A 24,710-nucleotide genomic window follows, 5' to 3' on the forward strand; every position below is an offset into this window, starting at 1 on the left:
GGTGGATTGGCTCGAACTTGCTGAGGCGGATTGACTTGAGCTCGCCGATACTGATTGGCTCGAAATCGCTGAGGCGGACTCACTTGCGCTCACTGAAGCTAATCGACTCGCACTCGCTGAAGCGGATTGGCTGGAGCTTACAGACGCGGATTGACTTGAGCTCACCGATACAGATTGGCTCGAACTTGCCGACGCTGACTGACTAGCACTTGCAGATGCAGATGCAGATTGGCTTGAGCTCGCTGATGCAGACTGGCTATTACTTACTGAAATTGACGCTTGATTTGGCGTGATTTGTCCATTAAATGTATCTGAAACCAAACCATCCACTGTCGTACTTGCAGTCACCGGTCCACTAGGAAGTCGTCCTCCATTACGATCATATACTTTCTTCAACTCATTTGCAGTAAAGGTTACACTAGTCGAGCTCCCCGTTGCTTGTTTGGTGAATGTTCCCCCTGCAATTGTAAGAGTAACAGTCCCACCTGGAGTCACTCCATCTACCGTAATCGCTTGATTTGTGAGACCACCTTTTTCGTTAAGGAACCGTTCCTCAATTCTAGGTGTCTGAGGGCGAACCTCAATCGGAATCTCTACTTCATCCATACTTTCATCTGGATAAGTTACCACTGCAGTCAAAGTATGCCGACCAGCAGACAAATTCGTAATAGTTCCAGATTTCCAAGTATAGGTTGTCTGAGTACCTGGAGTTATTCCTGTAGTCGGGAGTTCTGGAGTACCTGCTGCATTCGTGATGTACTGACTGGCTTCACCAACAGAAATGGTTGTTTTCCCAGAATTCAAAGTTAGCGTTTGAGATGAATTACCTTTAGCGGTTGCTGTATATTTTTCAGTTTGTTCAACAGCTACAAATTGAATAGCCGCAGGATTTTCTGTTACAGATTTTTTATTTATATCTACATCATTCCCGTTATAATTATTTGCTTGGTCGTATGTGTAGATATAACGCGTCCAGTAGCCACCTGGTTTAATAGTCTTACTTATGGACCCTCTAGCAGTCACCTTAAATGGATTATTAGAAGTCGCATTACCTTTTTGAGCAAATTTGTCAGTTGGGACCGTTGTTATAATTGAGTGAATATTATCTTTAGGGTTGCTGCTAAATATAGTATCAACCGTCTTCCCTTGACGATCTGTCGCAACGGTATTATACTGCTCAACTCTCGCATGCTCAATTCGTCCGCTATTATCAGTGAACTCAAAAGTCGCTTCGAAACGTTCTTCACGATAAATTCTAATCAGTTGACCATCAACTATAGCGCCTTCATTCGTAACAATTCGTGTTCGTTCTGGCTTCTCTGTATCCCTAGCAGCTCTGAAGCTAGCAGTGTTTGGAGATTTGGTCAAAGCTTGTCCATTTCTGCTGTCACGAAGTCCAGAGTTGGCACGTAACACAGCATTTACAATGCTATTTCGAGCTTCTGTAGCTTTTTGTAGGATAGGGACAAGGTCAGAAGCCTCCCCTTTCAAAGCCTCTGCTATCTCATTCTTCGCTAGACTAGCCTTCGTGATTGCCTCATCCGAGTTTGGAAGCCCCTGTGCTTGAGCTAGAAATTGCCCAATCTCAGCAGACAAGGCCTCTAATTTCTTCCGTTTTTCTTCACTTTGCTTTTCTGTCAAGGCTAGGGAAGTCATTGTGAGACTCGATTCAGCCATCACACCTTCATTCTTTACACGACCAGACTGACTTTGAGGTAAGGATTCTGTAGAAAAATCAACTGCTTCTAATTCTTTCGAAGGTTGTGATTCTTTCACTGTCTCCCGAGCTGACTCACTTGCTTGGTACTGACTTTGAACACCAGCTGAAGCTCTCTCTGACAGACCACTATTCGCTTGATTTTGTGTTCCAAGGGATTCACTTGAACTAGCAGTTACACTTTGACTGTTTGCCAAAGATTGACTCGTAGAAGCAGATTGGCTCATCGACCGGCTCACGCTAGAAGAGGTTGAGGCACTGATAGACTGACTCGTAGAGGCAGATTGACTGGCGCTTTGCGAATTGAATTCTGACAATGACTGGCTTTGACTGGTAGACAAAGGCAAGCTAGCAACATCTTGATGATCCTGCGTCGTCCCCAGCACTACTGAATCCCTCGTCGCCAGGGTATCTTTTGATTCGACAGTCTTTTCAACAGCGACTGCATCATTGGCATAAACACGCGTTTGCGTCGCAGCAAAACCACCTAAGATCGTACCCGTAGCTGCTATTCCTTTCAAGACATCCAAGCCGGTCAACTTATGACCTTCTTGCTTTTCAACCATTTCTGTCTTTACTTGGCTCGTATCCGCACTTCCACGCATCACCTTAAATAAGCCAAAAAGGGAAGTCGAGGCTCGTAGCCAATGCTTCCCTGATTTGATTAATTTGAACCGAGTTACACGGTCTGTTTCTCTATATTCACCCTTCTGGCGTCTAAAAAACATGTTCATCCCCTCAACTTGAAAAAGATCTATTCACCTATAAAATACTATCTTCTTATTATATACCAAATATAGCGACAATTCAATATCTAAAACACATCTAAAGAAAGAAAATGATTTCAAAAATAACTTTATTTCTGCTTTTTCAATATAATTTTCATTTAATTATTCTGTTAATATATTTTACTTATTTTTAACCATTTCTATATACTTTAAAATTTGAGCAAATAATTGCAATTACTCAGAGAGTTGATTTTTATTCAAAATATAGAAAAAGTCCATGAATCAATAGCATCCACAGACTTTTAGGAGTAGAGTATTTAAAGGTAGTTTCACAAATGAACTGATGAGGCCGGTAGCCGAGGTAACTTTCTATCCTTTCCAACGAAAAAATCCACGAATCAAAACCATTCGTGGACTTTTCTTACAACTCATTTAAGCAAAATGCCATACTAATTAATAGCCGTAATCTACGACACTGAGTTTTACAAATCGATTTCATTTGTAAAACGTGGTTACGACGAAAAAATCCATGAATCGATAATATTCGTGGATTTTTTCTAGTGAAGCGTTTAGGTAAGCCGATTTTACACTACGACACGGAGTTTGGCAAATCGATTCTATTTGCCAAACGTAGTTAGTAAGGCAGTTAGCTAGTTCGCCAAATAGCGACTAGCGTCCAACAATTAGGAGCTTTAGTTCCAATTGTTGGTGCTGAGTTACATCTTCTCCTCCAACTCTACGTCTGGATACTTGTCCGCAAACCAGCGAAGGGCAAAGTCATTTTCAAAGAGGAAGACTGGTTGGTCAAAACGGTCCTTGGCCAAGATATTGCGGCTTGAGGACATGCGCTCGTCCAAGTCCTCAGGCTTGATCCAACGAACGGTCTTTTTACCCATTGGGCTCATGACTACTTCCGCATTATATTCGCCTTCCATGCGGTGCTTAAAGACTTCAAACTGAAGTTGACCAACAGCCCCTAGCATGTATTCGCCTGTTTGGTAATTCTTGTAAAGCTGAATGGCTCCTTCTTGCACCAATTGCTCAATCCCCTTGTGGAAGGATTTTTGTTTCATGACATTCTTAGCGGAAACTTTCATGAAAATTTCAGGAGCAAAGGTTGGCAGTGGTTCAAATTCAAACTTGTTTTTTCCAACCGTCAAGGTGTCTCCAACCTGATAAGTACCGGTATCGTAAACCCCGATGATATCACCTGCTACGGCATTGGTCACATTCTCACGACTTTCAGCCATAAACTGAGTGACATTGGATAGTTTAGCACCCTTCCCAGTACGAGGCAGATTGACACTCATCCCTCGCTCAAACTCACCTGATACGATACGGACAAAGGCAATGCGGTCACGGTGACGAGGGTCCATGTTGGCTTGGATTTTAAAGACAAATCCTGAGAAATCCTTGTCATAAGGATCCACAATTTCGCCATCTGTTTTCTTGTGACCATGTGGTTCTGGAGCAAACTTGAGGAAGGTCTCAAGGAAGGTCTGCACCCCAAAGTTAGTGAGGGCTGAACCAAAGAAGACCGGAGTCAGTTCTCCTGCAAGAATAGCTTCTTCTGAAAATTCATTTCCTGCTTCTTGCAACAGTTCGATATCGTCCTTAACCTGAGCGTAGAAAGGATTGCTTCCAAAGAGCTTATCCCCTTCTTCCAGACTGGCAAAACGCTCATCCCCTTTATAGAGCTCCAAGCGTTGGTTATAAAGGTCATACAAGCCTTCAAAGGCTTTCCCCATCCCGATTGGCCAGTTCATAGGATAGCTCGCAATACCTAGGACTTCTTCTAGTTCTTGCAAGAGGTCCAGTGGCTCACGACCGTCACGGTCCAGCTTATTCATAAAGGTAAAGACTGGAATGCCACGGTGCTTCACAACTTCAAACAATTTCTTGGTTTGGGCCTCGATACCCTTGGCAGAGTCCACGACCATGACCGCAGCATCCACTGCCATCAAGGTCCGATAAGTATCTTCTGAGAAGTCCTCGTGCCCTGGTGTGTCGAGGATGTTCACGCGCTTACCATCATAGTCAAATTGCATAACAGATGACGTGACCGAAATCCCACGTTGTTTCTCAATATCCATCCAGTCAGACTTGGCAAAAGTCCCTGTTTTCTTCCCTTTTACAGTACCAGCCTCACGAATCTCACCCCCAAAGTAGAGCAACTGCTCAGTGATGGTTGTTTTCCCGGCGTCCGGGTGGGAGATGATAGCAAAAGTACGACGTTTCTTAATTTCTTCTTGAATAGTCATAAGTTCTCTTTCTTTGATTTTCTATTTTTAGTTATTTCAGTAGCTAAGAATGATGTTTACATTGGATTTTACCATTCCTTTCAACTCTCCATTATAGCGGATTTTGGGGAGTTTTTCAATTGCTCATCCAATGAAAAGACAAGCTAGAGCACAGATTGTGCCTGAGTTCTCTTTTTCCACCGTTTCTTGAACAAGATATCAAAAAGAACCAGAGCCAGTGAGAGGATGACGGACACAAGAAGGTACTTTAGCCATAGAGGAACATTCGAGATAAACGGGGTATCTCTTAACAAACCATAATTTCCACCTGTCACCTGATTAACACCAACTAGAAAGAGATTGAGAACGAAAGTATAGACTACGATCATATACTTCTTAAGTAAGCTCTTGTCGTAGTGATTCATCAAGTAGATCAAGGAATTCACCAAAAGGGCATAGTGCCCAATCAAAAATGAAAAACTGGTGATATGGGGAAAGTCATAGGGGTCAAAAACGGGGTAAACCAAGGCAAAGACCGCTCCACTTGCTCCTAAGAGGGCAAAATATTGCTTGCTCCGCCATTTATCTGGCAAGAAAACCACCGCAAACATAGCCAAACGGCAATGGTAAAACGGAAGGCTATTAGAAAATGGAATCCCAAAACCAACATACCAACTATATAGGGCTAGTAACTGGAGGATCTGAATCCCCTTAAACAAGCGGACAAATTTCGGATTATTGTGATAAGCAAGTGCTCCATAAATACAAAGCACTAAAGTAAGCATCATAATCCCATACCAAAAGAGGGAAATGGGAGGAGGAACCGTCTGAGATCTGGTGATAAATTGATGGAACATATTTCTATCCTAACTCTTATTTTTTCTATTCTCTAGTTTAACCATTATAGCGAATTAAAAGCGATTTTTCAATTTCTATTTCTTTTCAGTTTGGCTCCCTTATTTATAGGAAAATATGGTAAAATAGAACAGACTAAAAATCATCATTTCACGAAAGGATGCAAGATGAAAATTACGCAAGAAGAGGTAACACACGTTGCCAATCTTTCAAAATTAAGATTCTCTGAAGAAGAAACTGCTGCCTTTGCGACAACCTTGTCTAAGATTGTAGACATGGTTGAATTGCTGGGCGAGGTCGACACAACTGGTGTCGCACCTACTACAACCATGGCTGACCGCAAGACCGTACTCCGCCCTGATGTGGCCGAAGAAGGAACAGACCGTGACCTCTTGTTTAAAAACGTACCTGAAAAAGAAAACTACTATATCAAGGTACCAGCTATCCTAGATGATGGAGGAGATGCCTAATGACTTTTAATAACAAAACGATTGAAGACTTGCACAACCTCCTTGTCTCTAAGGAGATTTCAGCAACTGAATTGACCCAAGCCACGCTTGAAGATATCAAGTCTCGCGAGACAGCAATCAATGCTTTTGTCACAATCGCTGAAGAGCAAGCCCTTGCTCAAGCTAAAGCCATTGACGAAGCTGGAATTGACGCTGACAATGTTCTTTCAGGAATTCCACTGGCTGTTAAGGATAATATCTCTACCGACGGTATCCTTACAACTGCTGCCTCAAAAATGCTCTACAACTACGAGCCTATCTTTGATGCGACAGCCGTTGCCAATGCCAAAGCTAAGGGTATGATTGTTGTTGGGAAAACAAACATGGACGAGTTTGCCATGGGTGGATCAGGTGAGACTTCCTACTATGGTGCCACTAAAAATGCTTGGGACCACAGCAAGGTTCCTGGTGGTTCATCAAGCGGTTCTGCCGCAGCTGTAGCTTCTGGGCAAGTCCGCTTGTCACTTGGTTCTGATACGGGGGGTTCTATCCGCCAACCTGCTGCCTTCAACGGGATCGTTGGTCTCAAACCAACCTACGGAACAGTTTCACGTTTCGGCCTCATTGCCTTTGGTAGCTCTCTAGACCAAATCGGGCCTTTTGCTCCAACTGTTAAAGAAAATGCCCTCTTGCTCAATGCGATTGCCAGCGAAGATGCCAAAGACTCTACCTCTGCTCCTGTCCGCATCGCTGACTTTACTTCAAAAATCGGCCAAGACATCAAGGGAATGAAAATTGCTTTGCCTAAGGAATACCTTGGTGAAGGGATTGACCCAGAGGTTAAGGAAACCATTCTGAATGCCGCTAAACACTTTGAAAAACTTGGTGCCATCGTCGAAGAAGTCAGCCTTCCTCACTCTAAATACGGTGTTGCCGTTTACTACATCATCGCTTCATCAGAAGCCTCATCAAACTTGCAACGCTTTGACGGTATCCGTTACGGCTACCGCGCAGATGATGCGACGAATCTTGATGAAATCTATGTAAACAGCCGTAGCCAAGGTTTCGGTGAAGAGGTAAAACGCCGTATCATGCTAGGTACTTTCAGCCTTTCATCAGGTTACTATGATGCCTACTATAAGAAAGCTGGTCAGGTCCGTACCCTCATCATCCAAGATTTCGAAAAAGTCTTTGCGGATTACGACTTGATTTTGGGACCAACTGCACCAAGCGTTGCCTATGACTTGGATTCACTCAACCACGATCCCGTTGCCATGTACTTGGCTGACCTTTTGACCATCCCAGTCAACTTAGCTGGTCTTCCAGGAATTTCGATTCCTGCTGGATTTGCTCAAGGTCTACCAGTCGGTCTCCAATTGATCGGTCCTAAGTACTCTGAGGAAACCATTTACCAAGCTGCTGCTGCTTTTGAAGCAACAACAGACTACCACAAACAACAACCTGTGATTTTTGGAGGTGATAACTAATGAACTTTGAAACAGTCATTGGACTTGAAGTCCACGTAGAGCTCAACACCAATTCAAAAATCTTCTCACCTACTTCTGCCCACTTTGGAAATGAACAAAATGCCAACACTAACGTGATTGACTGGTCCTTCCCAGGAGTTCTGCCAGTTCTCAATAAAGGTATTGTCGATGCTGGTATCAAGGCAGCTCTTGCTCTTAACATGGACATCCACAAAAAGATGCACTTCGACCGCAAGAACTACTTCTATCCTGATAATCCAAAAGCCTACCAAATTTCTCAGTTTGATGAGCCAATCGGCTACAATGGTTGGATTGAAGTAGAACTAGAAGACGGTACGACCAAGAAAATCGGTATCGAACGCGCCCACCTAGAAGAAGACGCTGGTAAAAATACCCACGGTACAGATGGCTACTCTTATGTTGACCTCAACCGCCAAGGGGTGCCATTGATTGAGATTGTATCTGAAGCCGACATGCGTTCCCCAGAAGAGGTCTATTCTTATCTGACTGCCCTCAAGGAAGTCATCCAGTACGCTGGTATTTCTGACGTTAAGATGGAAGAAGGCTCTATGCGTGTGGATGCCAACATCTCCCTTCGCCCGTATGGTCAAGAGAAATTCGGTACCAAGACTGAGTTGAAAAACCTCAACTCCTTCTCAAATGTTCGCAAAGGTCTCGAATACGAAGTCCAACGCCAAGCTGAAATCCTTCGTTCAAGTGGTCAAATTCGCCAAGAAACACGCCGTTACGATGAAGCTAACAAGGCAACCATCCTCATGCGTGTCAAAGAAGGCGCTGCAGATTACCGCTACTTCCCAGAACCAGACCTACCACTCTTTGAAATCTCAGATGAGTGGATTGAGGAAATGCGAACAGAATTGCCAGAGTTTCCAAAAGAACGCCGTGCGCGCTACGTATCTGACCTTGGCTTGTCAGACTACGATGCTAGCCAGTTGACGGCAAACAAAGTCACTTCTGACTTCTTTGAAAAAGCTGTTGCCCTCGGTGGCGATGCCAAACAAGTCTCTAACTGGCTCCAAGGTGAAGTTGCTCAGTTCTTGAATGCTGAAGGCAAAACACTGGAACAAATCGAATTAACACCAGAAAACTTGGTAGAAATGATTGCCATCATCGAAGACGGCACGATCTCTTCTAAGATTGCCAAGAAAGTCTTTGTCCACCTGGCTAAAAATGGCGGTGGCGCGCGTGAATACGTGGAAAAAGCAGGCTTGGTGCAAATCTCTGATCCAGATGTTCTGATTCCAATCATCCACCAAGTCTTTGCGGATAACGAAGCTGCCGTTGCCGACCTTAAGTCAGGCAAACGTAACGCAGACAAGGCCTTCACAGGTTTCCTTATGAAGGCAACCAAAGGCCAAGCCAACCCACAAGTTGCCCTTAAACTCCTTGCACAGGAATTGGCGAAGTTGAAAGAAAGTGAGTAATTTACTCTTTATACACTTTTTTCTACTTTTAAGACGAGAATGAGACAAGGAGAATAAATGAACAAATTTTTACGATTGCTATTTGTCATAGTCATCATCGCTATGTTAGGCGCTTCTATACTACAAATTTTCTTTCCATCGTACATGGGAAGCCACTCCGGGTACGGAATATCTGCTGGTTGGCAACGAGAGATTGGAATATGGAATTTAGCTGTATTGATTATTATTCTCGCTGTCAATATTAAATACGATTGGTTCTACCTACGAATCGCACTTCTTGCTCTCATTATTGGCGGAATTGGAATAGGAACAAATCACTTACTCAATTATATGGAGTATCACTCTCCTGTAAATGCTATCGGTGCTTTTGAAAATTACTTGCTAGTAATAGGATGGATTGTGGGATGGCTCATTGAGCGCCATTCCATAAAGAAGCTAAATGCTAGTAAATAACGCCTAGTATATATTAGATTATTTTTAAAGGTTATTAAATAGTTTAATAATCATTCGAATTCAGAATTCTACCTTTTCAATCATATAGTTAGGAGACACATGAAAAAGTTTTATGCTCTTGTAATGACCTGTTTATTACTTATTTTTCTATCCGTGCCTCAAATCGTTGATGCAGGTGTCGGACATTCCAGAAGTGGAGGGAGCAGCCACAGTAGCTCCAGAAGTAGCAGCCGCTCAAGTGGAGGTAGAAGTCGTTCTGGTGGCTCATCCTACCACTACTACCGCTCTGGATATGGATCATCCTCTGACAGTTCTGCTAGCTCTCCCTATTTAGGATTTATGTTCATATTAGTCGGAGGAATCATACTAGTTGTTATCGTCAAATCCTTGCAGAATAAGTCTGGAGATTCGAGTTCAACCTACACTAGTAATGATTCTCAAACGCTCCATCGTCAAGTTGAACACAACACACTGGCCATTAGTCGTGTGAAATACGGGGATCCAAACTTTGACGCGGAAGCCTTCACATCTTGGGTTAAGGAAGTCTACCTTAAATTGCAGGTTGCCTGGACTGAAAAAAATTGGAACTCTGTCCGCGCTTTGGAAAGTACCAGCCTCTACTCTCAACACAGTACCCAACTTGAGGACCATATTCGAGCTAAAACAACCAATGTTTTAGAGAAAGTTTGTATCGAAAATGTTCGCATCAAGGAATTCATTGAAAATCCTGACAGAAACGATACCTTAGTGGTGATCCTGTCATCTACCTTGCGGGACTATGTCATTGACGATGAGACTCGCCGTGTCCTTGAAGGAGACCCTAAAAAAGATCTCTTCACCGTGTATCAATTGAACTTTATCCGTCAGCACGGTAGCCAAACGCAAGCAATCAATCCAGATGAAGTTGTGAGCGACCACTGTCCAAACTGTGGCGCCCCATTGAAAATCTCTGCAGTTAGCGAGTGCGACTACTGTGGTGCCAATCTCTCTCGCAGTCCAAACCAATGGGTACTCGATACCTATGATGTTGTGGATGAAGACGAGCTTTATAATTAGGAGGAATTATGGGATTTATACGTGCAGCCTTATCAGCAGGCTTAAATAGTTTTAATGATAGTAAATTCAAGGAAGCCATTGTCCTTCCAGATAATGTCTCTGGCGACGCCCTGGCCGTCAAGGGGCAATTACTCACAAAAGACCCAGATGGACGTTCTCGTCACAGCAATCAAAACACAGGCCTCTTGTCGGACGGCAGTGTGGTTATCGTTCCTCTAGGCTATACCGCAGTTTTGGTAAACAATGGTACCTTCCTTGGTGAGGTCCTCGAAGCTGGTAGCCACGAATGGCAAGCTGGTGATAACGCCTGGCTCCTTGAAAAAGGTGGTTTGAAAGGCACTTGGGAAAACTTTAAAAACCGTTTCTCTTTTGGTGGACAAGTCATCACCCAACAGGAAATTATCTTTATCCGCATGCAACCTATTGCAGGTAATAAGTTCGGCACACAAAATGCGGTCGAATATTTCAGCGAACGTTACCAACAACTGCTCAACATCCGTTTTTATGGCTTGTTTGATGTAAAAATAGCAGACCCAGTCCTCTTCTACATGAGTTCTGTTAGCCGTCAAATTACTGACGGACAGCCATTTACTCTCCAAGATGTAGCTCAAGGAACGCTCCGTCAAAATATCGCACCGAAAATCGCGATTGCCATTGCCAAATATACCAACGAAAACAAGGTAGATATCTATAGCCTCAATGCCAACCAAGACACCTTTAACGAACTCGCTAAACAAGAGGTCAACAAGGTTTGGACAGGCCTCTACGGTATTGAAGCAACTAACATCTTGCTTGAAGACCTCAGCTACGACCAAGAAAGTCTTGATATCGTTCGCAAGCTTGATAGTGAGCTCGTGGCAATGAAGTACAACACGATTGAAATCGAAGAACGCCGTGCTCGTAACGAAGCGCTTATTGCTGCAGCTGCAAACGAAGGGAATGGCAATGGGATGAACATGTTTATGGGCATGAATCTTGGCCAAACTCTCGGTGGTCAACTAAGCCAACAAGTTCAAAATCAAGCACCTGCTCAAAACACTGGACAAACTGCCAGCAAGAATTTTTACATCGAAGTCGATGGAAAATACGTCCTCGTTACTAAAGATGAAGATGGAAATATCGTACCAGTCAACTAATTAAGCTCCTTCTGACATTTGAGTAATGTTGTCTTTTATGGTACAATAAAGAGTAAATTATTTATTAAAGAGGTAAAAACATGATTGAAGCAAGTAAATTAAAGGCTGGTATGACCTTTGAAACAGCTGACGGAAAATTGATCCGCGTTTTGGAAGCTAGCCACCACAAACCAGGTAAAGGAAATACAATCATGCGTATGAAATTGCGTGATGTCCGTACTGGTTCTACATTTGACACAAGCTACCGTCCAGAGGAAAAATTTGAACAAGCTATCATCGAGACTGTCCCAGCTCAATACCTGTACAAAATGGATGACACAGCCTACTTCATGAACACAGAAACTTACGACCAATACGAAATCCCTGTAGTCAACGTTGAAAACGAATTGCTTTACATTCTTGAAAACTCAGATGTGAAGATCCAATTCTACGGAACTGAAGTGATTGGTGTTACCGTTCCTACTACTGTTGAATTGACAGTTGCAGAAACTCAACCATCTATCAAAGGTGCTACTGTTACAGGTTCTGGTAAACCAGCAACGATGGAAACTGGACTTGTCGTAAACGTTCCAGACTTCATCGAAGCAGGACAAAAACTCGTTATCAACACTGCAGAAGGAACTTACGTTTCTCGTGCCTAATCTCTAGAAAGAGGTCATTCTATGGGAATTGAAGAACAACTTGGCGAAATCGTTATCGCCCCACGTGTACTTGAAAAAATCATTGCTATTGCTACTGCAAAAGTAGAGGGTGTTCACTCTTTTTCAAACAAATCAGTATCTGACACCCTTTCAAAACTTTCTCTCGGCCGTGGTGTTTATCTTAAAAACGTGGACGAAGAACTCACAGCAGATATCTATCTCTACCTTGAGTACGGAGTAAAAGTTCCTAAGGTAGCTGTTGCTATCCAGAAAGCTGTTAAAGATGCCGTTCGTAATATGGCTGATGTAGAACTCGCTGCTATCAATATTCACGTTGCAGGTATCGTTCCAGATAAAACACCAAAACCAGAATTGAAAGATCTATTTGACGAGGACTTCCTCAATGACTAGTCCACTATTAGAATCTAGACGCCAACTCCGTAAATGCGCTTTTCAAGCTCTCATGAGCCTTGAATTCGGTACGGGCGTCGAAACTGCTTGTCGTTTCGCCTATACTCATGATCTTGAAGATACGGATGTGCAACTTCCAGCCTTTTTGACAGAGCTAGTTTCTGGTGTTCAGGCTAAAAAGGAAGAACTAGACAAGCAAATCACACAGCATTTAAAAGCAGGTTGGACCATCGAGCGTTTAACACTCGTGGAGAGAAACCTCCTTCGCTTGGGAGTCTTTGAAATCACTTCATTTGACACTCCACAGTTGGTTGCTGTTAATGAAGCTATCGAGCTTGCAAAGGACTTCTCAGATCAAAAATCTGCCCGTTTTATCAACGGACTGCTCAGCCAGTTTGTAACAGAAGAACAGTAAACAAAAAAAGTGTTTGACAATTATCAAACACTTTTTTCTTTCCCTCCTACTATCTAAAAAAATGATAATAGATATAATTATAAACAAAAATCCAGATGGGTTTTGCATAAATGAGAAAGTTGAAAAAACTATGGCACAAGATGGTGATTTTTAGGTTCTTTGTCCACCGATATACTATAGCAAAGAAAAGACCAACAAAACTATAAATAATCAAACTGATAGGATCGCGATGGGATAATACCAAGTGACTGAGACCAAAGATAAGAGCTGATAAGATAACCTCCAGATAATACTTGGACTGGGGAAAGAAGGTCTTGAAAGATATACTTGTTATCAACCAAATAGTGATACTGTATCTGAAAAGCAGCCACCAATTGACGAACAAAATAAGTAGCCACTAGACCAAATACAAGGTAAAAGAATCTTGACTTCTTTGAGCTTTTTTTAAATATATAGAGCATCTCTTTCTTTTTTAACCAAAAGACAAATAAGACTACAAGAACTAGTTCCCAAACAAGTGAAATGACAGAATAGCCATCTATCCCCCATTCCAAAAACTTAGTTAGATGCACAATCCCTAACTCTGGTAGATAAACCGAGAGAAATACCAGTAAGATAAAGACTCCTAAATGCCCTAGTTTTTTCATACTTACCCCTTTAATTTATCAATAGCCAATACCAGAACCACGTCTAGTCGCATGAGTCAATATTGTACTCGAGTCAGTTGCAATGCTATAAGCATAAGGCCAACTCCAATTTATATCATCAACCAACCAAATCATGCCACCACCTGAGGCTTGTTCTAAGTCCTCAGTTGAAAGAGCTGTAAATGTTTCTGTACCTGTCATTGCAAGTACCTCCTTAAAATAAATTTTTGTAATCTTACATCTACAGTACACATCTTTTTGTCTATTTTATAGCCTATCTCTTAAACTGTCAATTTTTTATCCTAAACGGTAGCTTTACTCATCGAGAAATAAGAAATTGATAAAAGAGATTTCTCCATCTTCCCATTAAATTAAAAAAAGTGTTTGACAATTATCAAACACTTTTTCTTTACTTCCTACTATCTAAAAATCAAATAATAGATATAAAATAAGAGCGACGGAGCATAGGGAATAACATTATAGAAACTATGACAAACAATGGTAAATCGAAGACTACCCGTAACTCGGTAAGTGACTGCAAATAGAAGACCAAGAATACTATAAATGATGAGACTGATGGGGTCACGATGGGATAGAACTAAGTGACTGAGCCCAAATACGAAAGAAGACAAGATCACATCCAAATAAAATTCCGACTTCGGAAAGAAGGTATTCATAAAATAACCCCTATAGATTGTCTCCTCAACAACAGGTACAATCGAAATGTTAAAGATTAAAAATATAAGACTTGATAGAGTCGTTTCTCTCCCGTTTAAGTAAAGTTCTGAAAGAAGGTCTTGGAAAATAAAGCTATGGTCAATCAATCGGATATTTTGCATTCTAAATCCATTTAAAAAAGAATAGATAAGAAAGCAAGCCACTAAGAAAGCGAGATAAGACCAGCGCCAACCCTTTTTCTCGAAGATAAAGAGCATCTTCTTCTTTTTCAACCACAAAACGAATAAAAAGAAAATAAGCAACACTTCTCCAACTAGAAAGATTATATAGCTGTCCATTCCTAAACCAAAGGTCCTAGCTAGAGTTATAGCTCCTAATGGCGTTAAATAAATGTACAGGAACATTAAAATCATACAGATTCCTAAATGTATTGTCTTTTTCATTCTTTCTCTCCTAATGGTAAACTCTCTATTAGGGCAATATAGAGGATAGACCATTGATTGTTTTTCTTATTTATCTAGAGTATTCATGTTTATCCATGCTCTATTATCAAAATAGCTAGAACAAATTGTTCTAGCTTTTAAGTTTTCCTAGTATTTTCTAAAGCGTTGGTAACGTTCTTCGATAAGTTGGTCGAGTGGCAGTTCTTGCAATCTATCTAGTTCTGCACGCAATTCACTTTTAACGCAACCTAGCAGTTCTTTACTTGACAGCCCTGCTTCTGAGATTACCTTGTCTACGATTCCCATTTCTAGGAGTTCATGTGAAGTGATTTTCATCAACTCCGCCGCTTCCATAGCACGACTTCCATCCTTCCAAAGGATAGAGGCAAATCCTTCAGGGCTAAGTACGGCGTAGATTGAGTTTTCTAACATCCAGACACAGTTAGCTACGGCTAGAGCTAGGGCCCCACCAGATCCACCTTCACCGATAATAATCGCGATGATTGGAACCTTGAGGTCACTCATTTCCATCAGGTTTCGGGCGATTGCTTCACCTTGTCCACGTTCCTCGGCTCCAACACCTGGGTAAGCACCCGCCGTATTGATAAAAGTCACAACTGGACGGCCAAACTTTTCTGCCTGTTTCATCAGGCGCAAGGCCTTACGATAGCCTTCTGGATGAGGTTGGCCGAAATTCCGTTTGAGGTTGTCATGAAGACTCTTCCCCTTTTGGATACCAACGACAGTTACTGCTTGGGCACCTAACCAACCAATTCCACCGATAACCGCACCATCATCACGGAAAGAGCGATCTCCATGCAATTCAATAAACTCGTCAAAGATTCCATTGGCAAAATCAAGTGCGGTCAAACGACTCTGCTCGCGTGCCTCTCTGACTATTTTTGCAATATTCATCCGCGACTTCCTCCATGCAATCTTACTAATTTAGCAATTGTTTCAGGCAATTCTCTCCGTTTGACAATTGCATCAACAAATCCATGTTCAAGCAGAAATTCTGCCTTTTGGAAGTCATCCGGCAAGGTCTCACGAACTGTATTTTCGATAACACGACGTCCAGCAAAACCAACCAAACTCTGTGGCTCCGCTAGGATAATATCACCTTCCATAGCAAAAGAAGCGGTCACCCCACCTGTTGTCGGATCGGTTAAAATAGTTAAGTAAAAAAGTCCTGCCTTGGAATGACGTTGAACTGCCGCAGAAATTTTAGCCATCTGCATCAGGCTCATGATTCCTTCTTGCATACGGGCTCCACCAGAAGCTGTGAAGAGAACGACTGGCAAGTTTTCTACTGTTGCATACTCAAACAAGCGCGTGATTTTTTCACCCACAACGGTTCCCATAGAAGCCATGATAAAGTTAGAATCCATGATCCCAAGGGCAACTTTTTGTCCCTTGATGCTAGCTGTACCAGTTAGTACGGCTTCATCCAAACCTGTCTTTTCACGCATAGTAGCCAATTTTTTCTGGTAGCCAGGAAAGTTTAATGGATCTTGAGTTTCAATACCTGTAAACATCTCCACAAAACTGTCAGAATCAATTGTCAAATCCAAGCGTTCCTGAGCTGAAATACGGAAAGTATAGCTACAATGGGGACAAATTCGTTCGCTCCCAAGATCCTTTTGATAAATGGTGTGTTTACAACCAGGACACTGGGAGAAGAGTTCATCCGGAACCTCAGGCTTGGCTTGTGGTTTCTGCCTTACGGAACGGTTAGGATTGATCCGAATATACTTATCCTTTTTACTAAATAGAGCCATAACTCCCCCTTTTAGTTCTCATACTGTTTGAAAGTCTATTCTTTTTCTTGGTATTTTGGCAAGAAAGTTTCCATCAAGAAGGAAGTATCGTAGTCACCAGCGATAACTCGGCGGTCTGAAATCAGATCCAACTGGAAGTCTGCATTGGTTTGCACTCCTTCAATATCAAGTTCATAAAGTGCCCGTTGCATCTTCATAAGAGCATCAAAACGATTCTCCCCATGGACAATGATTTTGGCAATCATACTATCATAGTAAGGGGGAATGGTATAACCTGGATAAACTGCTGAGTCCACGCGCAAGCCAACTCCACCACTTGGTAGATAAAGATTGGTAATTTCCCCTGGACTTGGAGCAAAGTTAAATGCTGGATTTTCCGCATTGATCCGGCACTCGATAGCATGACCTCGTAGGATAATATCTTCTTGTTTGAAAGGTAAAGGTTGACCGGCCGCAATGCGAATCTGCTCTTTCACGATATCAACACCTGAAACAAACTCTGTGACTGGGTGTTCCACTTGCACACGAGTATTCATTTCCATGAAGTAGAAATTGCCACTCGCTTCATCGAGAAGAAATTCAATCGTCCCTGCATTTTCATAGCCTACAGACTCTGCTGCACGAACGGCTGCAGCACCAATTTCATGACGAAGGGTTTTTCCAATTGCAATGGATGGGCTTTCTTCTAAGACCTTTTGGTTATTCCGTTGAAGTGAACAATCCCGTTCACCAAGATGGACAACATGACCCTCTTGATCCGCAAGAATCTGAACTTCGATATGACGAGCTGGATAAATCACACGCTCAAGATACATAGCGCCATTTCCAAAATTGGCCTTGGCTTCACTGGATGCTGTTTCAAAGGCTGCGACCAAGTCTTCTGCCTTTTCAACCTTACGAATCCCTTTTCCACCACCACCTGCTGATGCCTTAAGCATGACTGGATAGCCAATTTTTTCTGCAACTGCAAGGGCTTCTTCAGCCGTGTGAACTTCACCATTAGATCCTGGGATAACTGGAACCCCAGCCTTGATCATTTGCTCACGTGCATTGATCTTATCTCCCATGGTGTCCATCACAGCACCAGAAGGACCGATGAACTTAATTCCCACTTCATCACACATAGTGGCAAACTTGGAGTTTTCGCTAAGAAATCCAAAACCTGGATGGATGGCTTCTGCTTCTGTCAAGACCGCAGCAGACAAAATTGCATTGATATTGAGATAAGATTCTGTCGCTTTACCAGGTCCGATACAGATAGCTTCATCCGCTAGGAGTGTGTGAAGAGCTTCCTTATCAGCAGTTGAATAGACTGCTACAGTTGCAATGCCCAATTCACGCGCAGCCCGAATAATGCGAACCGCAATCTCACCACGGTTGGCAATCAAAATTTTACGAAACATGGAGAACCTCCTTAGTTCCCAATTGCAAAGGTAAGAGTACCACTCGCTGCAAGTTTACCATCTACTTCAGCCTTTGCTTCAACCACGGCAATGGTACCACGACGTTTCACAAAGGTAGCCGTCATGACTAATTGGTCACCTGGTACAACTTGCTTCTTGAACTTAACCTTGTCCATGCCAGCATAGAAGACCAGTTTCCCTTTATTTTCAGGTTTGGACAATGCCAAGACACCAGCAGTCTGAGCCAAGGCTTCCATGATAAGAACACCTGGCATAACTGGGTATTGAGGAAAATGACCATTGAAGAAAGGTTCGTTGATGGTGACATTTTTAATGGCAACAATGGTATCCTCGCTCACTTCCAAGACACGGTCCACTAGGAGCATGGGGTAGCGATGGGGTAGAGCTTCTTTGATTCCTTGAATATCAATCATTTGATGCGTACCAATCCTTTACCGAACTCAACCATTTCTTCATTTGAAACGAGAATTTCTGTCACCACACCATCCTTAGGTGCAGGAATTTCATTCATGACTTTCATGGCTTCGATGATCACCAAAGTCTGACCTTTTTTAACACTGTCTCCGACTGTGACAAAGGCAGGTTTATCTGGTCCAGCGGCCAAGTAAGCCACCCCTACAAGTGGACTTTCAACGACATCACCCTCTGGAGCAACCGTCGTATCAGCTAGTACTGGAGCTTCTTCCACTGCACTCTCTACTGGAGTTGAAGGGGTAGAAACTACTGGACTTGTAGCTACTGCAGTTGGCGCTGGAGCAACTTGAGCTGGTGCTTCAGAAGCCATTCTTACTTCATTCTTACTGAACTGCAATTCGTCCGTTCCGTTTTTATAAGAAAATTCTCTCAAACTTGATTGGTCAAATTGAGCCATCAAGTCCTTGATCTCATTTAAATTCATAATTATTTATTCTCCCAACGTTTGAAAGCAAGAACCGCATTGTGTCCACCAAAACCAAAAGTGTTTGAAATAGCATAAGGGATTTCTTGCTCCAAGCCTTGTCCATAAACGACATTCGCTTCGATATAGTCTGATAACTCGCTTGTTCCAGCCGTCATTGGTACATAGTTATGACGCATAGCTTCGATGGTAGCGATGGCTTCTACTGCCCCTGCAGCACCAAGCAAGTGTCCTGTAAAGGACTTGGTTGAAGATACAGGTACTTCTTTACCAAGGACAGCTACGATCGCTCCACTTTCTCCTTTTTCATTAGCAGGAGTTGAAGTTCCGTGGGCGTTGACGTAAGCTACTTGCTCTGGAGAAATTTCTGCTTCTTCCAAAGCCAGTTTAATCGCCTTAATCGCACCTTGACCTTCTGGATGAGGTGAAGTCATATGGTAAGCATCACAGGTATTTCCATAACCAACTACTTCAGCCAAGATAGTTGCACCACGTTTTTCAGCATGTTCAAGGCTTTCAAGAACCAACATCCCTGAACCTTCTCCCATCACAAAACCATTACGGTCTTTGTCAAATGGAATAGAAGCACGAGTTGGATCCTCTGTAGTTGATAGGGCAGTCAACGCTTGGAAACCAGCGATGGCAAAAGGAGTGATAGATGATTCTGATCCACCAACTAACATGACATCTTGGAAACCAAACTTGATAGAGCGGAAGGCATCCCCAATGGCATCATTTGATGAGGCACAGGCAGTATTGATTGATTTACAGATACCGTTTGCTCCGAAACGCATGGCAACATTTCCTGAAGCCATATTTGGCAAGGCTTTTGGAAGTGTCATTGGTTTAACGCGTTTTGGACCTTTTTCATGAAGACGGATAACCTGATCTTCGATTTCTTTAATTCCCCCAATACCAGAAGCCACGATGACACCAAAGCGATCTTTATCGATTGCTTCTACATCAAGATTTGCATTTGTCACCGCTTCTTGAGCTGCATACAAGGCATACAAAGAATAGTTGTCAAAACGGTTGGTATCTTTTTTGACAAAGTATTTATCAAATGGGAAATCTTGAACTTCTGCCGCATTGTGCACAGCAAATTCGCTGTGGTCAAATTTAGTGATTTCTCCAATTCCAATCTTCCCAGTTTGCAAACTGTTCCAAAATTCTTCTGGAGTATTTCCGATAGGAGAGGTCAATCCGTAACCTGTTACTACAACTCGATTTAGTTTCATCTGTCTTACCTATATCTTTCCTTATTTTTTACATGCTAAGTCCGCCATCAACAGCGAGAACTTGTCCTGTCAAATAATCCTGTCCAGCCAGGAACACTGTAGCATCTGCGATATGTTCTGCTTGACCAAAATGTTTCATTGGGATTTGGGCCAATGTCGCTTCCTTAACCTTATCAGACAAAACAGCAGTCATATCTGACTCGATCATTCCTGGTGCAAGGGCATTTACGCGTACATTACGATTGGCAACTTCACGTGCAACTGACTTGGTAAAACCAATCAAACCTGCTTTAGAAGCTGCATAGTTGGCTTGTCCGATATTTCCCATCAAACCGACCACACTAGACATGTTGATAATCGCACCTTCACGTGCCTTGATCATCTGTTTCAATACTGCTTGCGTCATGTTGAAGGCACCTGTCAAGTTGATCTTAATCACTTTTTCAAAGTCTTCTTCGGTCATCTTGAGCATAAGCGTATCTTGAGTGATCCCAGCATTGTTGACCAAGACATCGACAGAACCGAGTTCTGCAATCGCTTGATCTATCATACGCTTGGCATCTGCAAAGTCTGAAACATCACCTGAGATCGGTACTACTTTGACGCCGTAGTTTGAAAACTCATCCAGCAATTCTTCTGAGATTGCTCCTCGACTATTCAAGACTACATTAGCGCCTAGTTGGGCAAATTTGTGAGCAATGGCAAGTCCGATACCACGACTTGAACCTGTTACAAAGACATTTTTGTTTGTAAGTTGCATTCTATTTCTCCTGTTTCCTGTTGTATTTTGTGGGAGAAGGGATCATTAGTTTCCTAACAAAGCATCCAAGCTTGCTTGGTCTTCAACGTTAGCTAGCTGAGCTGTTTTATCGATTTTTTTGACAAAACCTGATAGGATCTTACCAGGACCAATTTCAATAAAGTTGGTTACCCCAGCATCCTGCATCACAGCAATACTTTCATAAAAACGAACAGGTTCTTTGACCTGACGCGTTAAAAGCTCTTTGATTCGATCTTTTTCCATAACAGCAGCTTCCGTATTGCCGACTAGTGGGCAAGTAAAATCAGCGAAACTCACTTCCTCAAGAGCTCCAGCTAGTTGCTGACTGGCTGGCTCAAGAAGGGCTGTATGGAAAGGACCCGATACATTTAAAGGAATCAATCGTTTTGCTCCTGCTTCCTGCAAGAGTTCAACTGCGCGGTCAACCGCAGCCACCTCACCACCGATGACGATTTGGCTTGGGGTGTTGTAGTTAGCTGGAGTCACTACTCCAACTTTAGAGGCTGTTTCACAAGCTTCCTCAATCACTTCAACTGGAGTGTTTAGGACGGCAACCATCTTTCCAGAACCTGCAGGTGCAGCCTCTTCCATATAAGCACCACGCTTAGCAACCAAGGCAACAGCATCCTCAAAGTCCAAAGCACCACTTGCCACAAGAGCAGAGTACTCCCCGAGAGACAATCCTGCTACCATATCCGGCTGGTAGCCCTTTTCTTTCAATAGTCGGTAAATAGCAACCGAAGTCGCTAAAATAGCTGGTTGCGTATAGCGAGTCTGGTTTAACTTGGTTTCTTCCTTATCGATCAAGTCACGAAGGTCATAATCCAAAACCTGACTGGCTTGGTCAATTGTTTCCTTGACGATAGGGGAGCGATCATAGAGATCACGCCCCATTCCTAGATACTGAGCACCTTGACCTGCAAATAGAAAGGCTATTTTAGTCATTTTTTACAACTCCTGCCCAACGAGAGGCTTCTTCTTGAATTTTTTTGGCTGCGCCATAGTATAGATCTTTTAGGATTTCTTCGACAGTTTCCTCTTTAGAAACCAAACCAGCGATCTGACCTGCCATGACAGATCCACCTTCTACATCTCCATGAACAACGGCTTTAGCAAGAGCACCAGCTCCCATTTGTTCAAAGATTTCTAAATCTGGATTTTCTTGTTTAAAGGCATCTTTTTCAGCCTGCTCAAAGTCACGTGTCAACTGGTTTTTAATAGCACGAACAGCATGTCCAAAGTGTTGAGCGGAAATTGTCGTATCGATATCACGCGCTTTTAAGATTTTTTCTTTATATTTTGGATGGGCATTAGATTCCTTAGCTACTACGAAACGCGTACCAACTTGAACGGCCTCAGCACCAAGCATAAAGCCTGCAGCGACACCTTCACCGTCCGCAATTCCTCCAGCTGCGATAACCGGGATTGAAACAGTTGCAGCAACTTGGCGAACCAAGGTCATCGTTGTTAATTTACCAATATGCCCACCGGCTTCCATTCCTTCTGCAATAACTGCATCTGCACCAATTTTTTCCATGCGTTTTGCCAAAGCAACACTTGGAACAACAGGAATAACTGTAATTCCTGCATCATGGAAACGAGTCATGTATTTACTTGGATTTCCGGCACCAGTTGTAACCACCTTAACCCCTTCTTCAATCACGAGATCAACGATGTCTTCTACAAAAGGTGACAAGAGCATGATGTTGACACCAAAAGGTTTGTCCGTAAGTGATTTGATTTTATCGATATTAGCCTTTACGACCTCTTTAGGTGCATTCCCACCACCGATGATCCCTAGACCACCAGCTTTTGATACTGCACCAGCCAAGTCACCATCAGCAACCCAGGCCATTCCTCCTTGAAAGATAGGATAATCAATGTTCAATAATTCTGTAATACGTGTTTTCATAGTGCCTCCATCATTCCTTGCTTACGTAATAGTTCGATGAGTTTATCATTTGAGTTTCAAACTATTACCTAAACAAGAGGGAGTGGGTTTCCCCTACTCCTTCTAGTAATATGTTAATTATTTTGTTTGCTCTTCAACGTAGGCAACCAAGTCACCAACTGTTTTCAAGTTATCTTCTGCTTCGATTTGGATATCGAAAGCATCTTCGATTTCAGAGATTACTTGGAACAAGTCCAATGAATCTGCATCCAAATCATCAAAAGTAGATTCAAGTGTTACTTCTGATGCGTCTTTCCCAAGTTCTTCAACGATAATTTCTTGTACTTTTTCAAATACTGCCATGATAGGACTCCTTTAAAATATAAAAAATTTATAACTATGTGTTTACCACATGATTACCTAGATTGTAAGAATGAGTGTGCCCCATGTCAAACCTCCACCGAAGCCTGATAGGAGAATCGTCTGGCTACCATCTAAACGAATCATGCCATTCTCCACACACTCTGAGAGCAAAATCGGGATACTTGCTGCACTGGTATTTCCATACTCCATCATATTGGCAGGAAGTTTGTCTCGGTCTACGCCGATTTTCTTAGCCATCTTATCCAAAATGCGGATATTTGCCTGATGAAGCAAGAGATAATCCAATTCTGATGCTGCGATTGGACCATTTTCAATGGTTTCTTTGATCGATCTAGCAACATCACGATTTGCAAAATCAAAAACTGCTCGTCCATCCATCTTCAAAAAAGTAGGAACTGCTTCTTGATCCGAGAAAAGAGAAGCCAAAGCCGTTTGACCATAGGTCAAACACTCGCTCCGAGAGCCATCTGTATAGAGACTTTCCACAAGGAAGTGACACGTTTCGCTCGCTTCCAAGAGAACCCCTCCAGCACCATCCCCAAAGAGAACAGCTGTCGAACGATCTGACCAATCAACTGCCTTAGATAAGGTCTCAGCCCCGATGACAATCCCTTTTTTGAACTGTCCAGAACTTAAAAATTTTTCTGCAGTTGAAAGAGCGAATACAAAGCCACTGCAAGCTGCTGTTAGATCAAAGGCGAAAGCTCTATGAGCTCCAATATTTGCCTGAACTCGAGCTGCTGTGGAAGGCATCATCGAGTCTGGGGTAATCGTCGCTACAATGATAAAATCAATCTGATCCGCTGTTAAGCTCCCTTTAGCCAGCAAGCTCTTAGCAACTTCTGTCGCCAAGTCACTTGTAGACTCTGTTTTTGAGATATGTCTCTGTTTAATTCCTGTCCGACTTGAAATCCACTCATCGCTTGTGTCCATGATTTGGGCTAAGTCATGATTAGTGACCACTTGCTCTGGAACATAATGAGCAACCTGGCTTATTTTTGCAAAAGCCATTATTTCAAATCCTCCAAAAATTGATAAAGGTTCGTTAAGCCTCTGCCCATGACTTCTTTTTCCTCAGGGCTCATGCCATCGATGATTTTTTCGACCATAGCCTTGTGGAACCGTTTATGAAGGCGGTGAACCAAACGACCTTTCTTTGTCAAATGCAGATAGACCACTCGACGGTCTTGGTCAGAACGAATACGCTCAATATAACCTTTTCTCTCCAGGTTATTCAAACTCGTCGTCACTGTTCCAAGAGTTACCATCAGTTCTTTTGAAACCTTACTTGGCGTTGCCTCCGGGAACTTCCCAATCACATCGATCGTGTGCATTTCTTTGATGGAGATGTCTTTGAATCGACTACCTCGTAAGCTAACCTCCTCAATCACAAGGACGTTATTAAAAATAGATATTAGATAATCATTTACTTGTTGGTAGTCCAAATCGTTTCCCTCCCCCTCAAAAAGCTTTTAGAATCAAAACATTTGATAAAAGAAGTATAACAAACTTCAA

The 24,710-nt window shown here is 42.6% G+C and carries 26 protein-coding genes and 1 pseudogene; 9 read left to right on the top strand and 18 right to left on the bottom strand.

Going from position 1 to position 24,710, the window contains the following annotated elements; translation table 11 throughout:
• The 3 genes from Q4A91_RS05150 to Q4A91_RS05160 all read right to left on the bottom strand — a co-directional run.
• Window positions 1-2,445, bottom strand: a 2,445-nt coding sequence (locus Q4A91_RS05150; protein ID WP_303209254.1) for an accessory Sec-dependent serine-rich glycoprotein adhesin, incomplete at its 3' end; no start/stop codon positions are given.
• Window positions 2,446-3,161: 716 nt separating this feature from the next.
• On the bottom strand, window positions 3,162-4,706 hold the full coding sequence (locus Q4A91_RS05155; RefSeq protein WP_303209255.1) for a peptide chain release factor 3: 1,545 nt from the start codon (window positions 4,704-4,706) through the stop codon (window positions 3,162-3,164).
• A 143-nt stretch (window positions 4,707-4,849) separates the two neighbouring features.
• Entirely contained in the window at window positions 4,850-5,542 is a 693-nt protein-coding gene (locus Q4A91_RS05160; protein ID WP_303209256.1) for a TIGR02206 family membrane protein, read from the bottom strand.
• A 165-nt stretch (window positions 5,543-5,707) separates the two neighbouring features.
• Between Q4A91_RS05160 and gatC the strand changes: the two genes are divergently transcribed.
• The 9 genes from gatC to nusB all read left to right on the top strand — a co-directional run bounded on the left by gatC (window position 5,708) and on the right by nusB (window position 13,033).
• Complete coding sequence (gatC, locus tag Q4A91_RS05165) at window positions 5,708-6,010, top strand: Asp-tRNA(Asn)/Glu-tRNA(Gln) amidotransferase subunit GatC (RefSeq protein ID WP_303209257.1); 303 nt, start codon at window positions 5,708-5,710, stop codon at window positions 6,008-6,010.
• Window positions 6,010-7,476, top strand: a complete 1,467-nt coding sequence (gatA, locus tag Q4A91_RS05170; protein ID WP_303209258.1) for an Asp-tRNA(Asn)/Glu-tRNA(Gln) amidotransferase subunit GatA — start codon at window positions 6,010-6,012, stop codon at window positions 7,474-7,476. The genes gatC and gatA overlap by 1 nt, the downstream gene beginning before the upstream one ends.
• Window positions 7,476-8,921 carry an Asp-tRNA(Asn)/Glu-tRNA(Gln) amidotransferase subunit GatB gene (gene gatB, locus Q4A91_RS05175; protein ID WP_303209259.1) on the top strand — a complete coding sequence of 482 codons (1,446 nt, stop codon included), beginning with the start codon at window positions 7,476-7,478 and terminating at the stop codon, window positions 8,919-8,921. Before gatA ends, gatB begins: the two co-directional genes overlap by 1 nt.
• Window positions 8,922-8,978: 57 nt before the next feature.
• Complete coding sequence (locus tag Q4A91_RS05180) at window positions 8,979-9,374, top strand: hypothetical protein (protein WP_303209260.1); 396 nt, start codon at window positions 8,979-8,981, stop codon at window positions 9,372-9,374.
• A 99-nt stretch (window positions 9,375-9,473) separates the two neighbouring features.
• Window positions 9,474-10,430, top strand: a complete 957-nt coding sequence (locus tag Q4A91_RS05185; protein WP_303209261.1) for a zinc-ribbon domain-containing transport protein — start codon at window positions 9,474-9,476, stop codon at window positions 10,428-10,430.
• An 8-nt stretch (window positions 10,431-10,438) separates the two neighbouring features.
• Window positions 10,439-11,566, top strand: a complete 1,128-nt coding sequence (locus tag Q4A91_RS05190; RefSeq protein ID WP_303209262.1) for an SPFH domain-containing protein — start codon at window positions 10,439-10,441, stop codon at window positions 11,564-11,566.
• An 80-nt stretch (window positions 11,567-11,646) separates the two neighbouring features.
• Complete coding sequence (gene efp / locus Q4A91_RS05195; protein ID WP_000568640.1) at window positions 11,647-12,207, top strand: elongation factor P; 561 nt, start codon at window positions 11,647-11,649, stop codon at window positions 12,205-12,207.
• 21 nt (window positions 12,208-12,228) lie between these two features.
• Window positions 12,229-12,618: an Asp23/Gls24 family envelope stress response protein gene (locus tag Q4A91_RS05200; protein ID WP_000510584.1), complete on the top strand. Its 390-nt coding sequence runs from the start codon at window positions 12,229-12,231 to the stop codon at window positions 12,616-12,618.
• Complete coding sequence (nusB, locus tag Q4A91_RS05205) at window positions 12,611-13,033, top strand: transcription antitermination factor NusB (RefSeq protein WP_303209550.1); 423 nt, start codon at window positions 12,611-12,613, stop codon at window positions 13,031-13,033. The genes Q4A91_RS05200 and nusB overlap by 8 nt, the downstream gene beginning before the upstream one ends.
• A gap of 49 nt (window positions 13,034-13,082) precedes the next feature.
• Here the strand turns inward: nusB and Q4A91_RS05210 are convergent.
• The 15 genes and pseudogenes from Q4A91_RS05210 to Q4A91_RS05280 form a co-directional block, all read right to left on the bottom strand.
• Window positions 13,083-13,680 (bottom strand): annotated as a pseudogene (locus tag Q4A91_RS05210) (lysostaphin resistance A-like protein).
• A gap of 18 nt (window positions 13,681-13,698) precedes the next feature.
• On the bottom strand, window positions 13,699-13,881 hold the full coding sequence (locus tag Q4A91_RS05215; RefSeq protein ID WP_084878854.1) for a hypothetical protein: 183 nt from the start codon (window positions 13,879-13,881) through the stop codon (window positions 13,699-13,701).
• Between the two features lie 218 nt (window positions 13,882-14,099).
• A complete protein-coding gene (locus Q4A91_RS05220) occupies window positions 14,100-14,801 on the bottom strand; it encodes a CPBP family intramembrane glutamic endopeptidase (RefSeq protein WP_303209551.1) in 702 nt (233 codons plus the stop codon).
• A 147-nt stretch (window positions 14,802-14,948) separates the two neighbouring features.
• Window positions 14,949-15,716: an acetyl-CoA carboxylase carboxyl transferase subunit alpha gene (locus tag Q4A91_RS05225; RefSeq protein ID WP_303209552.1), complete on the bottom strand. Its 768-nt coding sequence runs from the start codon at window positions 15,714-15,716 to the stop codon at window positions 14,949-14,951.
• Entirely contained in the window at window positions 15,713-16,579 is an 867-nt protein-coding gene (gene accD, locus Q4A91_RS05230; protein WP_001173374.1) for an acetyl-CoA carboxylase, carboxyltransferase subunit beta, read from the bottom strand. Before accD ends, Q4A91_RS05225 begins: the two co-directional genes overlap by 4 nt.
• A gap of 35 nt (window positions 16,580-16,614) precedes the next feature.
• Window positions 16,615-17,982 (bottom strand): acetyl-CoA carboxylase biotin carboxylase subunit, encoded by a 1,368-nt coding sequence (gene accC / locus Q4A91_RS05235; protein ID WP_303209553.1) that lies wholly within the window; start codon window positions 17,980-17,982, stop codon window positions 16,615-16,617.
• A gap of 11 nt (window positions 17,983-17,993) precedes the next feature.
• Window positions 17,994-18,416, bottom strand: a complete 423-nt coding sequence (gene fabZ / locus Q4A91_RS05240; RefSeq protein ID WP_303209554.1) for a 3-hydroxyacyl-ACP dehydratase FabZ — start codon at window positions 18,414-18,416, stop codon at window positions 17,994-17,996.
• Entirely contained in the window at window positions 18,413-18,901 is a 489-nt protein-coding gene (accB, locus tag Q4A91_RS05245; RefSeq protein ID WP_303209555.1) for an acetyl-CoA carboxylase biotin carboxyl carrier protein, read from the bottom strand. Before accB ends, fabZ begins: the two co-directional genes overlap by 4 nt.
• 2 nt (window positions 18,902-18,903) lie before the next feature.
• A complete protein-coding gene (fabF, locus tag Q4A91_RS05250) occupies window positions 18,904-20,139 on the bottom strand; it encodes a beta-ketoacyl-ACP synthase II (RefSeq protein ID WP_000774050.1) in 1,236 nt (411 codons plus the stop codon).
• Window positions 20,140-20,167: 28 nt separating this feature from the next.
• Window positions 20,168-20,899 carry a 3-oxoacyl-[acyl-carrier-protein] reductase gene (gene fabG / locus Q4A91_RS05255; RefSeq protein ID WP_303209556.1) on the bottom strand — a complete coding sequence of 244 codons (732 nt, stop codon included), beginning with the start codon at window positions 20,897-20,899 and terminating at the stop codon, window positions 20,168-20,170.
• Window positions 20,900-20,944: 45 nt separating this feature from the next.
• Complete coding sequence (gene fabD, locus Q4A91_RS05260) at window positions 20,945-21,865, bottom strand: ACP S-malonyltransferase (protein ID WP_303209557.1); 921 nt, start codon at window positions 21,863-21,865, stop codon at window positions 20,945-20,947.
• Window positions 21,858-22,832 (bottom strand): enoyl-[acyl-carrier-protein] reductase FabK, encoded by a 975-nt coding sequence (gene fabK / locus Q4A91_RS05265; protein WP_303209558.1) that lies wholly within the window; start codon window positions 22,830-22,832, stop codon window positions 21,858-21,860. The genes fabD and fabK overlap by 8 nt, the downstream gene beginning before the upstream one ends.
• Before the next feature lie 117 nt (window positions 22,833-22,949).
• The gene (locus Q4A91_RS05270; protein ID WP_000257840.1) at window positions 22,950-23,174 is read right to left on the bottom strand and encodes an acyl carrier protein; all 225 of its coding nucleotides are present in this window, start codon (window positions 23,172-23,174) and stop codon (window positions 22,950-22,952) included.
• Between the two features lie 57 nt (window positions 23,175-23,231).
• On the bottom strand, window positions 23,232-24,206 hold the full coding sequence (locus Q4A91_RS05275) for a beta-ketoacyl-ACP synthase III (protein ID WP_303209559.1): 975 nt from the start codon (window positions 24,204-24,206) through the stop codon (window positions 23,232-23,234).
• On the bottom strand, window positions 24,206-24,640 hold the full coding sequence (locus tag Q4A91_RS05280) for a MarR family winged helix-turn-helix transcriptional regulator (RefSeq protein ID WP_303209560.1): 435 nt from the start codon (window positions 24,638-24,640) through the stop codon (window positions 24,206-24,208). Before Q4A91_RS05280 ends, Q4A91_RS05275 begins: the two co-directional genes overlap by 1 nt.
• Between the last annotated feature and the right edge of the window lie 70 nt (window positions 24,641-24,710).

It is taken from the genome of Streptococcus sp. (assembly GCF_030528045.1).
Taxonomy (GTDB): Bacteria; Bacillota; Bacilli; order Lactobacillales; family Streptococcaceae; genus Streptococcus.